The following is a 15,451-nucleotide window of genomic DNA, read 5'->3' as shown; positions in this document are numbered from 1 at the left end:
ATTTGCGATGGCGTAGTGGACCACCTCGAAATACCTCCATTCCGCATCCAGCCGACTAAGGGGCGTCAAGAACGCGGCTTTTCGAAGGCGGACTGGTGGTTGGATCACGGACAGGGTTCGTCCCGACGATCACTCGCTCGGACGACTCATGCAGACAACTGCCAGATTGCCGCTGAGGACGGTAGTCGACTCCTTTGCCGGCCAGATCGGAGCGTCCTTGCAGTAGGCTGCAGCCCTGACGTACTCGGCATCATTCGCGTCTTGAATCGGGTAGCCGTAGAACTCGCTCAAGGCGGTGGCTTTGGACCAACGGGCCCAATAAGCCGACATGTTCATGTAGCCCCGCTGCGTGCTTAGTCCGTGCCAGGCATCTGGGCCACGGACGATCGCGACATGCTGGCCGGGCACCAGGGACATGCGCGCATCCAGCGCCGCAGCAATGACCATGTCACGTCGATTCACCCTGACCTGATCGGCCGCGACCGTGGCACTTATTCCGGTGTAGGAGAGCAGCAGCACGCCGAGGGCACCGTACATGATCCTCTTGCCCCGCTCGCGCAGGTAGAGCAGGAAACACAGGCCACCGAAGGCGGGAAGCAGGGCAAAACCCACCAGCACGCGCGGCACGGGCCCAAAATCGCGACCGACCAGGATCACGCCAATGCTTGCCACGCACGCGAGCACAAAGACCATAGGCACCATGATGAACTTTATTCGACGGCTGCCGTCAACGAGACACAGACCGAACCCGGAAATCCACAGAAGGACCGTGGCGACCGATGCAATTGAGGCCTTCGCGATCAGGTCACCTGCAAAGAACTCCCGAACTACCAGCAGGGCGTCACGATACCGCTTGGGTATCTCGTCAAGGGCAATCAGTGTTGCCCTGCCGTCCTGATGCGTATGCATGACCAAATTGAGTAACTTGAGGACAATCAGGTAGGTCACCAGGGACGCAAGGATAATAAACACTCCCCTGATTTCGATCTTCCGCAAGTCGTCGCGCACCGCACCTTTGAGACGCACCGGGTCGATACACGCGATCAGGAGGGTAAGCAGCCAGGCAATGGCCAGAAAGTTCACGAATGTCTGGTAAATACTCAGAGCAAGGGCAATGAGCAAAGTGGAGGCAACAAACCTTCCGCGGATTACCCCAAGGTAGTAGCCGCCAATGCCCAGGCAGGTGGAAAGCGCATAGACCGGTGCTGCATCGCGAAACGTCAGAATTTCAGCATTGTATGGATGCGCGAGGAAAAGAGCAGCACCCATCGTGATCGCTGGCACATGGCTGTCGTGCGTCTTGAAGAGAGTGCTCCACAACAAGACTGCAGACACACACAAAAGAGGCAATGCGATCAGGACTGCAGCATACTGTGGGACTGGCCCGTAGAGTCCCAAACCTCTCAGCAGCTCAAAAAGGAGATAGGATCCCGGCCTGCCCTGACTAGCTAAAAAGTCGTAACTCGGAAAGCTACCTGCATTGGAATATGCATCGACCGAAAACCCGAAATAGAACAGGAAGGGCGCACGTACCAGAAAAACAATCGCCAGCAACAAAATCCATGCGTAAATGGAAATATCGAAGACTTTACGCTGATGATTCATATCCCTTCCTTGCCCACAAATACCCCTTGGAGATGACGGCCACACCCCCCAACGGAGGTGTGGCTCGGTCAAAGAAACTTGTACAGACCCTATTTCTTGCTAACTACAACATTGCATCCGTAGTTGTTCTTTGCACCCTCGGCCATTTTCACGCTCAGCACGGCCACACCTTTGTCTGCGCCCCAGCCAGCCAGCGTCACAGCCTCTCCCTTGTACTCGCCGCTCGCCAATTCCTGACCATCAGCCGACCTCAACGCGTAGTCGATGGGGAACGCACATTCAGTGCCTTCGGACGTCAGGCCATATCCGGGCTCGTTCGGCGCCAACTTGACTGACACCGGGCGAGTGCTGGCACCAGGAAAGAACGCGGTGATACGCGCTGAATCCGGTCCGTAGGCCAGGAACACGGGATAGTCCAGCTTCATTGCCGCCTCTTCGCTCGCGGACGGATAATCCCTCTGGACCGCACCTTGAGCTACTGGCGCCGCTTGCGCTGCAGCCGCACTGGAATGTGCATCAGCAGGACCGCCACCCGCCGGCGCCTCCGGGCCACCGCTGCAAGCAGCGAGGCCGACTGTCAATGCGGCGAGCGCAACAACTGACTTGATGGAACCGTTCATGCCTGATCTCCTGGAGTGATGATGGCAACCAAGCTCTGGTCGCCGCAAATTGGTCAATGCGAATAGGCCAATACACCGATGCAGTGCATTGCGCCAATCGCGCCGCGTGGTGTTCGAGGTACGGAAAAAGCCGCTTGACGCAAGACACGGACCGCTGGCACCGCGGCCATCGACTCGCGTTGCGTTGACACGGGATGCACCGCATAATTCTCGGTCATGTCGACAATTACCAATTGGACCTAGTGCAGGCCGGTTATCGTAGCGCTTTCGGGGGCGAATCTGTCGGGTAGATCTGAACGAAATCGAACTCGTTCGCTTCCCCACCGAAGCAACCGCAAGCTCCGCCGTGCTTGCCCGCCTTGAACACGTTGAATCGCTTGGCTCGAGCGCCCGCGCAGACGCGATCCTCATTGCAAACACCTGGACCTTGTCGACGAGCAAGGTCATATCATCCTGGAGAAATGAATGAAAGTCCTGGTCACTGGGGGTACCGGCTTCATCGGGTCGCATACCTGCGTCGAGCTGCTCGAACGTGGCCATGAGGTGTTCATTCTCGATAACCTGTCGAACAGCAAAGCCGACGTGATCGAGCGGATTGCCCAAATCAGCAGTCGCAAGCCGCAACTCACGATCGGTGACATTCGTGACAAGGAAGCGGTGGGTCAGCTCCTGAGCAGTGCACGCATTGAGGCAGTCATCCATTTCGCTGCACTGAAAGCAGTGGGTGAGTCCTGTGAGCAACCTTTGCGTTATTTCGACAACAACATCAGTGGGACTTTGGGCCTGCTCCAGGCCATGCAGGCCACCGGCACCAAACATTTCGTGTTCAGCTCTTCGGCGACGGTCTATGGTGAACCGGATGCCTGCCCCATTCCCGAAACAGCGGCCACCCGCGTTACCAATCCTTATGGCCGCACCAAACTTGTCTGCGAGCAACTCATATCTGACTTGACGTCGGCAGATCCAGACTTTCATGCGGCAACCCTGCGCTATTTCAATCCGGTGGGAGCCCATCCGTCCGGCCTGATCGGCGAAGATCCCGCCGGCATCCCCAACAATTTGATGCCATATGTCGCCCAGGTCGCTGCCGGCCAACGCGAGTATCTCCAGGTCTTCGGAAACGACTATCCCACCTGCGATGGCACCGGCGTACGCGACTATATCCACGTTGTCGATCTGGCCATCGCCCACGTCGACGCGCTGGATTACCTCTGTCGAGAGCAGCAGAGCCTTACCGTGAACCTCGGCACAGGACAGGGATGCAGCGTCCTGGAAGTTGTGAGGGCGTTCGAAGCTGCCAGTGGTCGACCAGTGCGCACGCGGATCGTTGCACGCCGCCAGGGTGATGTCGCGACTTGCTACGCCGATCCTGCACGGGCCCATCTCTTGCTGGGTTGGCGGGCCGAGCGCGATCTCGGCCAGATGTGTGCCGATGCCTGGCGCTGGCAAAACTTCCGTGCGCACGGCAAGCCAAGCTGACAACGGGAGAGCCTGGCTCAGGCTACAGATGCCGAACGGCCTCGACCAGGTTCACCGGGCACAGACGGCGGGCTGGGCCAGAATCCAGGCGAAACTCACGCGTGCGCTGAAATCGCACCGCGAAGCTTGACGTCGCTCTGCATCGGGGGTGCGTGCGCAGAGCTACCGATTCGCTTTGGCTAATCGGCCGCATCCAGCCGCTGGCGGGTGAATACATACATCGGGCTCGTGTTCTCGAACTGCTCGCCCGGCGGATGGTCGACAGGCATGAAAACCAGCCGGTAGTCATCACGCCGCAAGAAGGCCCGATAACCGAACGGATGCGTTGGACGGATTCGCGTCGCGAACTCCGGCAAGAACTGGTCGTAAAGCTCCACGACGATGGCGCGCGGGGGTGATTGTCGAAGCGTCGCACGCGCTCCCTCCAGAGCATCGATCTCTGCACCCTCGATATCCAGCTTCCAGATATCCGTGGCACCATGGGCGTCGCTCAGGTCGTCAATTGTGCAGACGTCGACCTCATGTGTCGCCGGAATGTCTCCAAATACTCCCGGAAACAGGGCAATCATTTCGGGCTTGATGCTTGACCCTTGATTGTGTGTTGACGAGACGATGATGCTGGTGCGCCCGGCTTTGGCCGAGATGGCAGACTGGACAGGTTCGATCGAGGGGAGCCCCAGTCTTTTCAGGCGATCGAAGAGTTCTGGCACGGGTTCCACGGCCAGCACCTTGGATGCCCCCGCCTCGATGAGTTCCAGTGCCGTGAAGCCGATGTTCGCGCCAGCATCCAGGACGCGGTCACCCTCATGAACGAGCACCCGGAAGATTTCGCTGTCAATGTCCGACTGCGGGTAACGGACGTTCATCAGCAACTTTGCCGCATAGCACCGCTCGTGCCTGTTTCTCAGGTCCAGGACGATGCTTGAGCCGGGAAAATCGAACGTGACATATCCCGTTTGGCGCAGAAATGGCTGAAGATCGTCGATGTGCATTGTTCACTCGCTGGGCCAAAGGGTGCTGCAATTATCCGTTGCCGCACCTGCGTTTCAGGAAACGGCGTGAGCGGACTTACGATGTGTTCCTGGCGACGCGGATCCGAGAGCAGCGGCCGCAGCAGCGGTCAAGCCACCGGCAACTCCGCCACCCCCCGAATTCATTTCGTCTGGAGCCAGTCGCCGCTCATGTGGGCACGCGACGGCTTGTCTCCCGAACCAAACGAATTTTTCGTGGGAGAGTGCGCAGAACAGTGGTTCAGCGTACTCGATATGTCAAAGATCGTCTCGATTGCCGCTGATCAGTCGACTCGCTCTCAACTCTGCGTCCGTAGTCGCGGCGCCGCAGGTTTGCGCCACGCACGCCCCACTCGACTCCACCACGTGTCGGCTCACTCGCCGGCATTGACCTGGCCAAATGCTCGGCGAGCTTGTGTCGGCCAAAACTTGAGGACCGGGCCACAGGATACCGGCCCAGCACCGTCAGCATCGCCGCGGCGGCGAGAACGTGACGGTCGGTCGTGATGGTCAGCCATGATTGTTCTATCCGGACATGCCTCAATGTCGCCGGAATTTTGCGAGCAGCCGCCCGAGAAGCGAACGCCATGACTGCGGCATGGGTACTCTGCGTCCTATTGCCTGCGCGGCGCCGAAAAGTCCCACCGTTCCCGCCGAATTGAAACGACCGGTCTTGACGAACCGGGCCACGGCTCTGAACGTCCGCGTCCAGCGCCAGGAGCGGCTGCGCAACACGTCCTGCATGCGCGCGGCAAGTTCATTTTCCCGCACCGAGAGATCCCGCAGTGCCGCTTGTGCCCGCAAGTATTCGTCACGAAAGTAGTGTGCATCATTGCCCACGACAGTAAGTTGTTCACTATGCGCCTGCAGGCGTTCGGACAAGTCCCGCTCACGGGACAAGGCGGCTTGCAGATCGGCGTCGACTCGGGCCAACTGACCACGGAAATAACGAGCGTCATGACCGACGATGCTCAGTCGGTCATTGCAAGCTTGCAGTCGCAGGGACAACGCGCGCACTTGTGCCAACGGGTCCGACGTGGCGAAGGAGGACTGAACGCCTCCCCTGCCTTCCAGACCCGCATGTTTGCCTGTCGTGGAGGTCCGCTCCTCGGAGGTGTGACGGCGCAAGTCAACCTTCCCGGCTGTGTCGTTTCGCGCCTCATCAAGCTGCCACCGCCGGGCGACGAGCATCAAGATGAAATCGCCGAAGATCGTGTCGAGACACCCATTTCCGTGGACACTTATGCGGGAGAGTTGCCCCAGGTCACCGACCAGACACAGTCCCAATTCCCGGCTCAGATCCGGAGGTATCGGGGACTTGGTGGCAAAGACCAGGGCGTCAGCATTTTGTTTCAGGCGGAGCGCCGCTACCTCCCTTTTCATGGAAGCCACGTCCACTGCGCACAATGCGATGGTCGCGGGCGCACTCATTGCCTTGCCTCCTGAAACCGGGCCGCCACGCGAACCGGTCTCATCGAGCTGTCCATGGTCGAAATCTCCGCCCATCACCAGTGCTTTCGGACGTGCCGCCGCAAGCAGGTCGGCGCTCTTGTCGTCTGCGTACAGATAGACTTGCATGGAGTTCAAGCGACCTCCCTTGCCCCGGCCTTGCACAGCGCAAAGACTTCGGCCACACGTGCCGAGAAGGCTGCTGCTCCATGCTGGGTGTCGACAAGCCGGCGACCGTTGGCCGACATCAGTGCAGCCGCCTCCCGGTTTTCATAGAGTTCGCCCACTGCACGGGCATATCCATGCACAAGAGAGTGCTCGTCGCCTCCCTCGATCAACCAGCCGGTGACGCCGGTCTTGACGGCTTCCCCAATGCCCCCGACATTCGGGGCGATAACCGGCAAGCCCGCAGCCAAGGCTTCCAGCAGGATGTTGGGGAGCCCGTCGTAACCGCTGGTGTACAGAAACGCATCGTACGACCCGACGGGAAGCTCATGAAACCCGGCAAAACTTCCACGGTACCTGATGCCGGACGATTCAGCCTGAAACACGGCCTCGGGATCAATACCGGGATCCGGAGTGCCGTATGCATCAATGGCGACGTCCAGGCCTCGCTCCTTCAGGAGCCGGGCAATGGACGGAAGCAGCTCCGGGCACTTTTGCGGACAGATACGCGACGCCCAGAGCAATCGACGCCGCGGCCCAGTCGGTTCCCTGGGCGGAGGAGTCGCTTCACAGCGTGTGTAGACCGTCTCGTACTTGGATTGCAGCGTTCCCAGAACCAGCTCATCAGCCCGCACGGTGGCAACACAGTCGCTCACCACTTTCCAATAACTCGGAAGGTGTCGACGCATGACCTTGATACCCCACGGACCGCGGAAAGACCTGCCTCGCCATTGCGTGATGTCGTCGCAAAAACGGTAGTAGATGGGCCTGAACCTGCCCGCAAGCACGGAGGCATACGCATCGAACAGGCGGTGCCCGAACACCGACGACTTGATATGCAGCCGGGCCCCCTCCACCGACACGGCAAGCATGGCCCTCATCACCATCGCATCGCGGCAAGAATCGTCAAGCAGCGGAAAAGCGTTGTAGATGTCAACGAAAACGGCAGACAAGGGGAGCTTTGTCGCCCACTCATGACCATTGGTGGACTCGCCCGCGATCACCAGCATCTTTGCGTCTGGCTGTTGCTCGGCAATTTCATCCAGGATATGCAGGATGTACTTTTCCGCTCCACCCGGCTTCAGCCACGGCAACAACACAATATCGGTAAATTGTTCGCTCCCCAGCATCCGGTAGAAACTCTCCAGCTGCATGCCCCAATGCTTGCGATTCCACGGCAGCGGACAATAGCTGTGCGCCGACTCCACCCTTGCTGGCTCTATTTCCGGTTCCAGGGAAGCTGCCTCCCGGAGATATTCAACCAGGACCCTGGACTGGAAGAAGCTCCTGGTATTGTCGCTGTCGAAGACTTGTTGACGGCGGTCCATGAACTTGTGCCAATCCCCGGCCCTTTCACGACTTGCCCGCATATCGGCCAGAAAGTGCGGCACGTCGAACAGGCGGCTGGGCGGAATCAACCGTGCCGAAGCTGCATCCGCCTGACGCAACAGGCTGCCCGCACGTTGCCGGTAGAAGAATGCCGTGCCCGGGGCAACTGCCATGTCATACCCCATGGCGCGCAACTCACAATTCATGTACCAGTCTTCGTAGGCGAATCCCGATGTCACGGGCAGATCGTCGTAGCCAATCAGCTCGAAGACCGCACGGTTTACGAAGATTCGCGACACGTAGGGGTGTTGATACGCAAAATCCGCAGCAGTCAGGTATTCGGAACCTACGTAGCGACAGTTGAAGTAGTTGTCGCCGAACGCACACAGATATTCCAGGAAAACCGCCACCTTGCCATGCGCATGCGACCGCGCCGTATCCAGCAACGCCACAATGCAGTTGGGCGACACCAGATCGTCACCATCCGACGTCCAGACGAACTCGCCACGGGCACAAGCTATACCTGCATTTCTGGCAAGGCCGAGGGAGCCTACGGAAACCTCCACCACCTCGACGCGAGAGAAGGCCGGAAGCTCGACAGAATGAAACACCTCGCGAGTGGCGTCATCCGCGCGGTCGAAAACTGCCACAAGTTCCACACTGATGCCCCGCAATCGGGCCGTCTCAGCGCACCGCTGCAGCGAGTGCAGGGTCGGCGCAAGCAGAAGCGCCTCTCGATGCATATTGAGAACTACAGTGACATCTATTGGGCCCATTTCTATTCCATCCATCCTAATTCATCCATTCTGATCCTTAACAACGTCAGCTTCCCGATGCCTGCCAACAGTTGGCCTGCCAATCACTGGACGCTCACAGCGACTTCATCCACATGTATGGGCAATGACGTCCAGGTAGCTCGACGGCGTCATTGAACGCCACCGCGCTCGCATGTTCGCTGCGGGCGCGGGACTCGTGTTCAACGAAAACGCGCACGACGTGCGCGACCACCGCCGATCTTCACGTTTCCGCTGAACGCATGCACTCGGCAATTTCCCCATGCATTTCACGCGTTCAGCGACACTAGCCGCTCACGGGCACATCTCCTTCAGTTCCTGCCCCGCCCCCATCAGTGGTCGGCCCATCGCCATTTTCGTCCGCTTTGGTCGCGAGGTCCATCAGCTCAGACAATCTGGCGACAAAGGCTTCTCTGCGTCGTGTCCTGGTGATGTTCTCGCGCATCGCTGCGACAGCTGACGCGCGCAGCGAAGGGTTCGCGACCAAGCGGTGAATGGCAGCTACGTATCCTGCCGCATCCTCGCAAGACTCTACCAGCGCTGATTCATCAATGAAATCGGGAATGCCACCTACATTGGGCGCTATGACAGGCAAGCCGGCGGCAGCAGCCTCCATGAGAATGTTGGGCATGCCGTCCCACTCGCTGGTGTAGATAAACGCCACGTGATCGGGCCTGACGAGGTCATCGAAGCACTCGTAATGTCCGTGCAGACAAACGTTTGGCAGGTTGCGCAAATCCGCTATGTCAGCGGGCTGCCAGACACTTGCGCCGTAAACATCAAATCGGTAGCTCGGTAGTGCCTGGGCAATGCGCGCCAGCACGTCGGGACGCTTCTGCCTGTCAAGACGACCAGCCCACAGAAGTGCCTTGCCTTGCGCAGAACCGGCGATGCCGCCCTCGTGCACGGAATGGGGCGCCGGATACGGCAGCACCCTGAACAAGGACTCAGGCACAGCCATCTCGGCGACCCAGGTGCGCCAGGTCCTCTGGTTGTCGGTGACGACGGCCTCCAGCATTGGGTGACACCGTGGCAAGTAGGCGCGTGCATAGCCCACCGGCATGCCGCTCTCATCAAAATCATCGCAGTACAAAGACGCGTAGAGTTTCATCTGCTGGCGCAGTGCCAACCCGTTGCGAGCCACGGCATCCCACGCGAGTCGGGAGTTCATCACATGAAATACCGAAGGCCTCAGCTGCAGGAGCAGGCGAACAAGGACATCTATCTGGTGTCCGGCATCAATCCCGTTCAGCCTGCCACCCATGGACAAGAACTGAACTCTTGGCGAAAGACGGCCGGCCCATGGTGAAGTGGCGTCTTCCGTCGCAAGCACGAGCACCCGTTGCCCCAGATCGTCCGCCAGCGTATTGGCCACGTGGAGCGCACCCAGGTCCGCGCCGCCCGTCTTGAGCCAGGGCACCGCAATCACGATGTCCACAGCGCTCCGAATCGCATTCCTGAGCTCGGTGTATATCTGCCCTGGCTCGTCATAGCACCAGGCTGCCGAATAGAACGAGACATGACCCAAGAGCGGCCCATCGGGATGCAGCGAAGGGTCGATATCAGCAAGTGCCAACATCTCTTTCTTTACCCAGGCTGGCAACGCCGGCGATCGCCAGGACGGCCCCATTCCGTCCGTTCCATGGCGTTCAATCAACTGCCCGGGGTGCTGCACCAGACTCCGCGCCGGGAACATGGCGCGAGCCCACTTCAGCACGCGCCCTTTGAGAGCCAGCTGCCGGCGCACAGACATGCGCGACAACAGCAGCTTGTCGACAAAATGGTATGCAGCGCGGAACTGACGATACATGGCTTACAGCTGATCAAAAAATGCAGATGGCCGAATAACAGCACTGGCCTGCTGATGCGCCACGTTCAATGACCCACCGTGTTTGCGGCGTTCGAATCGCACCGTCCCGGACGCCAGACGATGAACGAAACCATGCGCGATGGTTTCACAATTCCAATGCCAGTCTTCGAAACCAAAGCCCGCCTCACCAACCCGGGACACATGGTAGGGACACGTTTCAAATACCCGTCGTGCCGCGAAAGCGCAGGCATTCCAGTAGTTTGAAGTGAGCAGTGCTCCCGGACGAAAGAACTCGCTGGTTTGATCAATCTGCCGCCAAAACGCATTCCATGCTCCAAACGCAACGATTATTTCCGGGTGGAGTATGTTGTTCTCACCGCCGGCCCGAAGCATTCGCACGCAATGCTCGATCCAATTTTCGGAAAAATAGTCATCTCCGTCGAAAGTGCCCACGTAACGGCTGCGGGAATGCGCAATTGCATGATTGCGACACGTTGAAAGATCTCCATAGCTCACGTGATGAATCTCGTCGCACGCACGCAGGGCCGGATGACTGGTTACAACACGCACCGTCTCGGCATCAGCCGTATCCAGGGTAATCACGAACTCTACCGATATACCAGAACGCTCGGCATACCGCCGGCAACGCTCGATCGATAGCAAGGTCTGGTGGGCAAGCACGCCTTCCTGGTGAAATGTGATCACCGCACACACGTCTGATTGTGTTGAACTTGCTGCGGCGCCAATCATTGGCAGCTCTCCTTCAGAACAAGTGGCTCAACCGTCCACGCAGGCGATCTCGAAGCGACAACGGCATGTTGTGAAGTTGTTCCTTGAGCTTGGACAGCTGGATTTCCACACCGGCATACTTTCCTTCGATCTCCGCCAATTCCGCCTCCATCTCTCGCCGACGCTGGTCTGTCACGGCGCAGTGTTGAATCAACTCGTCACGCGATTGCCTCAGCTTGTTCAACTCATTGACGAGGTTGTCCCGTTCGCGATTGACCGCCTCCAGCTGACCCTGGCTCTGGCCCATTGATCGTTCCAGATCACCAACCCGGTTCCGCATCCATTCGTGCTCATCCCAGATGCGCTCGGCCTCACTCCGCCAGGACCGCTCCGCAGCCAGGCGATTTTCCAGCAACGCATAGCTACCCTGCAGTTCGATCTGCGACTTCTGCAGCTCCCCGTGCTGACCTTTCAGGTCCGTGTAGCAACGATCCAAGTCGGCATGGCCCGCTTCCAGCGATCCATATTCGCGTTTCAGTTGCTCATGACGCGCCACAACGCCTGCATGTTCACGCTGGAGGTCGCCGTGTGTTGCGCGCAGAACCTTGCACTGCTCATCCAGCTGCGAACACCGAATGTGGAGCTCGGCGTGAGTCTTGGCCAATGCAGCTAGCTTTTCCTCCAGCTCTCCATTGCGCTCCTTCAATTCAGCTTGCTCACCTTGAAGGTCGGAATTCCGCTGTTGCAGATTCCTGCATTCTTTCTCCAACTCCAGGCAGCGATCTTGACGATCACCATTGGCATCCACGAACGCACGATGGTCCTCCTCCAGTTGCCTGTTGTGGTCTTTCAGAGCGGCAAGCTCGTCCTGTAGGGCGCGATGGTCCAGTTCCAATGCCCCGCAGCGCGTCTCCAGTTCGACGCACCGGTCCCCTCGTTCCACATAGCCTTTTTCAAGCTGCTCATATCGACTACCAGCCTGCCTGATCTCTTCATGCAACCGGGAAAGCTCACGCTCCGCACGGGTCGCACGAGCGTCCAAACTGGCTTGTTGAGTCCAGGCAGCGGGCATGCGTACCGGGCTGTGCCGCGATTCATCCACATCCATCGATGCAGCGAGTGCGGGCAATTGCACCCGCTTTGACGCATCCAGATATTGCAAATGGCGTTGATGGCACTCGCCAAGGGTCCTCGGCGCCGCGAGTCGCCACCGATAATAGTCCCGATCAAACAGCGCTTCGGCGGGAACAAGGTAGGCCAGGAAGAAAGCGTTCATCCACAAGGTACGATCGGCTGGGGCGATCACTTCGTCATCTGGCCCACCCTGCCCCAGGCGGACTACCGGACTGTCACCTTTTGCCTCAAACGGAACGCCCCAGAGCGCCGCCTCGGCCAGCACGCTCGAATTTATCGCCAGCAATCGGTCGATTTTGCCGAGAAACTCCAGAGAGTCACTCGAGCTGTCAGTAACGCCGAGTCCGCCGTGATACACAAAGCGTGCATGCGGATGCGGACGAATCAGGACCTGGTCCGGCGGACACCTGGTTATGGCATCGTAGATCAGGCGCAGTTCATTCCAACCCTGATTGAACGCAATGCAATTGGAGTCATCCTGCACCTGCAGCGCCACGCCGATCCGAAAACGTTCGGAAGAACCGATACAGTCCTGTGCACGCGGCACATCTCGCACAAGCAGGCCTCGCAGCGCATCAGGCTCCAGCAATTCGGCACCGCGCATCTGCTCGCTCAGCCAACGACTATCGACCCAACGAGACGCACTGGTATTGCCATTGACTCCTTCAAAATCAAAGTATGCAGTATTGTGATACAAGGGAAGGCGCAAAGGTCCCAGCTCATTGTGGATTACGGGCACGCCTCGCGCATCGGCGACGCGACCAAGCGAAGGGCAATTGCACCAGCTCAGAAATGCCTCCACCTCGCCACCTGCGCCCCCGCGAAGTTTGGACAAGGCATCCTCAATGCACTCAATCAGGACCTGCTGTGGTTCGCACAGCACCTCGCGAAAAACGTCAAGATGGCTGCGATCATGGTCGTAAAGACTGTCCAGACGCGCGGAATCAAGGCTTACTTTCTGATAGCTGGCAAACTCCTCCTTGTCTGGGCAACGAAAACGAAAGCCACTGATCTGCAGCGTCTCACCAAAGGGGACAACCGATTCGTCGAAGTACTGTTCGTCACCAAGGAAAACGATTTCGTCTGGCCGGAAACGGGACATCTGCGCCAACATCACCCAGTGATATAGCGGGCCAGCGCCACGATCGATTTTCGGAAGTAGAAATGAGACGAACATCAGTCGACCAGTCCGAGTTCCAACATCCGTGTCGTGGAGGGAGAATGAATCAGGCGGCCGCCGTAGTCACCCCAGGTAACGGGATTCCCGCGGATCTCCAGCACCGCGGCATTGAAGCAGCGATCATAGAAGTAGCCACTGGCTGCATCGGGCTTGATACCGGTGTGCAACGAGTAATAGCCGCGTGCAAGCGGCAGGTCCACGTCGATCTCCCAGATATAGCGACCATCCGCGCGTAGCGCCGGCAGTCGCTGCCGATAGAAATTCGAGTTGAAGGCAATCAAGTCAATGCCATTGGCGTCACGCAACAGGATGCCAATCGTCGCGCCCTCGGGAATATCTTCAAAGGCATGCAATTCTGCGCGAATTCGAACCGGGCCACCTTGCTCCAAGGACAAGATCGCCTGGTCCTGGTGATCAAACACACGCATGCCGACGAAGCGAACTTCGCCGGACCCGGACCGTTGCGACAGGCGCGATTCGAAGTCATGGTCGGCAAGCGAGTTTTCCTCTCCGATCCGCTGTAGTTCGATGGGATGGTCGCCTCCTTCCATGCGTGCTACCGCCACCGCATGTTCCCAGTCGCGCCGCGAGTAGCTGGTCAGGGAATTCTGGTACTGATCGCAGACTTCGTCCGCTGGTCCGTCCGCGATCATCCGACCATGATCAAGATAGATCGCGCGAGCACAAAGGCTCTTGACTGAATTCAATCCATGGGAAACGAAGAACAGGGTCACACCTCTGCTGAGGATTTCGCGGATCTTGTTGATGCACTTCTGCTGGAAGAAGATGTCCCCGACACTCAGTGCCTCGTCTACAATGAGAATGTCCGGATCGACGTGTACCTGTAGAGCAAACGCTAGTCGTACCAGCATGCCGCTCGAGTATGTCCTTACCGGATGGTCAATGAATTCACCGATGTCAGCAAAGTCGACGATGGTCTTGAACTTGCGCTGGACTTCGACACGCGACATGCCCAGCACTGCCCCCGTCAAGAACACGTTCTCGCGCCCCGTGAAGTCGGGATTGAAACCGGCACCGAGCTCGAGGAGCGCCGATACGCGCCCCTGAACCCCCACTATCCCCTCGGTGGGCTGAAGCGTTCCGGTAAGGATCTGCAGCAGCGTGCTCTTGCCAGCGCCGTTGCGCCCAATCACGCCCACTGACTCGCCCGCGTGCACTTCGAAGTTTATGTCGTGCAGTGCCTGGTAGCCCGTTTCCTGCCGTGCCGGAGGAGCGCTTCGCCCCAACAATGACCATTGGTGGGCGTGTGAAAAAAAGTAGCGTTTGCTCAGTCCCTTGACGGAGATGATGGGGTCAGATGGCATCGGCAAACTTCTCCCGGTTACCCATGAACGAAATCAACCCCAACCAGGCTACCCCAATGGAAACAAGCGTCCCTATACCCAGCACACGAAATTCCGGTGCCTTGCCGGCAATCATCACCCTGCGCGCCTGCTCGAATACATAGGTGAGCGGATTGAGATCCATCACGATGTGGAATTTCGCCGGCAACGTTTCAACCGAATAGAAAAGCGGAGACAGAAACATGAGCAATAGCAGCAACACGGGCACTATGTGTTCGGTATCTGGATGAAACACGCTGTAACCGGCCAGTAACCAGCCGCAACCCAATGAAAACAGAAACACAGGCACGAAGATTACCGGAATCCACAGCGTGGTCAGCGGGACGGACCCATGAATGATAAAGCTGAAAACAATCCAGACCAGCATGCTGAAGCCAGCATGGACGGAGCCTGCCAAGGCCACCGACCAGTTCAATGTTTCCAACGGAAATACCATTTTCTTTACAAATGAGATGTTTCCATTTATCAACCCGGGGGATCGGGAAATAACCTCGGCGAAGAAGTTGTAGAAAATCAAACCCGAGAAGAGCACCAGTGCAAACTCGCTGCTGTTGCCGGCACCGCCCCAACGAGCCTTGAGGAATACGCCAAACACCAACGTGTAGCCAAGCAGCAACAACAGCGGTTGTCCCAGGATCCACAGGAGGCCGAATCTCGATCGACGGTACTTGCCGTATATTTCCTTCTGCACGAGTTGCTGAAGCAAATAGCGATGATGCCGCAACGGCCTGAATATCTGCCAGGGCATCGGCAATGACCAGCTTGACTGACGACCCCGTGACG

At 58.3% G+C, this 15,451-nt stretch carries 11 protein-coding genes; 1 reads left to right on the top strand and 10 read right to left on the bottom strand.

Annotation, left to right across the window (positions count from 1 at the left end):
• Nucleotides 1-129: 129 nt before the first annotated feature.
• Nucleotides 130-1,605 carry a glucosyltransferase domain-containing protein gene (locus tag AC0L58_RS03075; RefSeq protein ID WP_473686573.1) on the bottom strand — a complete coding sequence of 492 codons (1,476 nt, stop codon included), beginning with the start codon at nucleotides 1,603-1,605 and terminating at the stop codon, nucleotides 130-132.
• An 89-nt stretch (nucleotides 1,606-1,694) separates the two neighbouring features.
• Entirely contained in the window at nucleotides 1,695-2,225 is a 531-nt protein-coding gene (locus AC0L58_RS03070; RefSeq protein WP_473686571.1) for a hypothetical protein, read from the bottom strand.
• Nucleotides 2,226-2,690: 465 nt separating this feature from the next.
• On the opposite strand from AC0L58_RS03070, the gene galE reads away from it, so the two are divergent.
• Nucleotides 2,691-3,704: a UDP-glucose 4-epimerase GalE gene (gene galE, locus AC0L58_RS03065; protein WP_473686569.1), complete on the top strand. Its 1,014-nt coding sequence runs from the start codon at nucleotides 2,691-2,693 to the stop codon at nucleotides 3,702-3,704.
• Nucleotides 3,705-3,883: 179 nt separating this feature from the next.
• On the opposite strand, the gene AC0L58_RS03060 is transcribed toward galE, so the two are convergent.
• From AC0L58_RS03060 to AC0L58_RS03025, 8 genes are all read right to left on the bottom strand, one after another.
• A complete protein-coding gene (locus AC0L58_RS03060; protein ID WP_473686567.1) occupies nucleotides 3,884-4,696 on the bottom strand; it encodes an FkbM family methyltransferase in 813 nt (270 codons plus the stop codon).
• Between the two features lie 558 nt (nucleotides 4,697-5,254).
• Complete coding sequence (locus AC0L58_RS03055; RefSeq protein ID WP_473686565.1) at nucleotides 5,255-6,292, bottom strand: hypothetical protein; 1,038 nt, start codon at nucleotides 6,290-6,292, stop codon at nucleotides 5,255-5,257.
• 5 nt (nucleotides 6,293-6,297) lie between these two features.
• Nucleotides 6,298-8,448, bottom strand: coding sequence for a glycosyltransferase (locus tag AC0L58_RS03050; protein WP_473686563.1), 2,151 nt, complete (start codon nucleotides 8,446-8,448; stop codon nucleotides 6,298-6,300).
• Nucleotides 8,449-8,737: 289 nt separating this feature from the next.
• Nucleotides 8,738-10,261, bottom strand: a complete 1,524-nt coding sequence (locus AC0L58_RS03045) for a glycosyltransferase family 4 protein (RefSeq protein ID WP_473686561.1) — start codon at nucleotides 10,259-10,261, stop codon at nucleotides 8,738-8,740.
• Between the two features lie 3 nt (nucleotides 10,262-10,264).
• Nucleotides 10,265-11,011, bottom strand: coding sequence for a glycosyltransferase (locus AC0L58_RS03040; protein ID WP_473686559.1), 747 nt, complete (start codon nucleotides 11,009-11,011; stop codon nucleotides 10,265-10,267).
• A gap of 13 nt (nucleotides 11,012-11,024) precedes the next feature.
• Nucleotides 11,025-13,301, bottom strand: a complete 2,277-nt coding sequence (locus AC0L58_RS03035; RefSeq protein ID WP_473686557.1) for a GT99 family glycosyltransferase N-terminal domain-containing protein — start codon at nucleotides 13,299-13,301, stop codon at nucleotides 11,025-11,027.
• Nucleotides 13,301-14,629: an ABC transporter ATP-binding protein gene (locus tag AC0L58_RS03030; protein WP_473686555.1), complete on the bottom strand. Its 1,329-nt coding sequence runs from the start codon at nucleotides 14,627-14,629 to the stop codon at nucleotides 13,301-13,303. The genes AC0L58_RS03035 and AC0L58_RS03030 overlap by 1 nt, the downstream gene beginning before the upstream one ends.
• Nucleotides 14,619-15,416: an ABC transporter permease gene (locus AC0L58_RS03025; RefSeq protein WP_473686553.1), complete on the bottom strand. Its 798-nt coding sequence runs from the start codon at nucleotides 15,414-15,416 to the stop codon at nucleotides 14,619-14,621. The genes AC0L58_RS03030 and AC0L58_RS03025 overlap by 11 nt, the downstream gene beginning before the upstream one ends.
• Nucleotides 15,417-15,451: the final 35 nt, after the last annotated feature.

Source organism: Rhodanobacter sp. G2-10, assembly GCF_055809185.1.
This window is presented reverse-complemented; position numbering and strand designations above follow the sequence as displayed.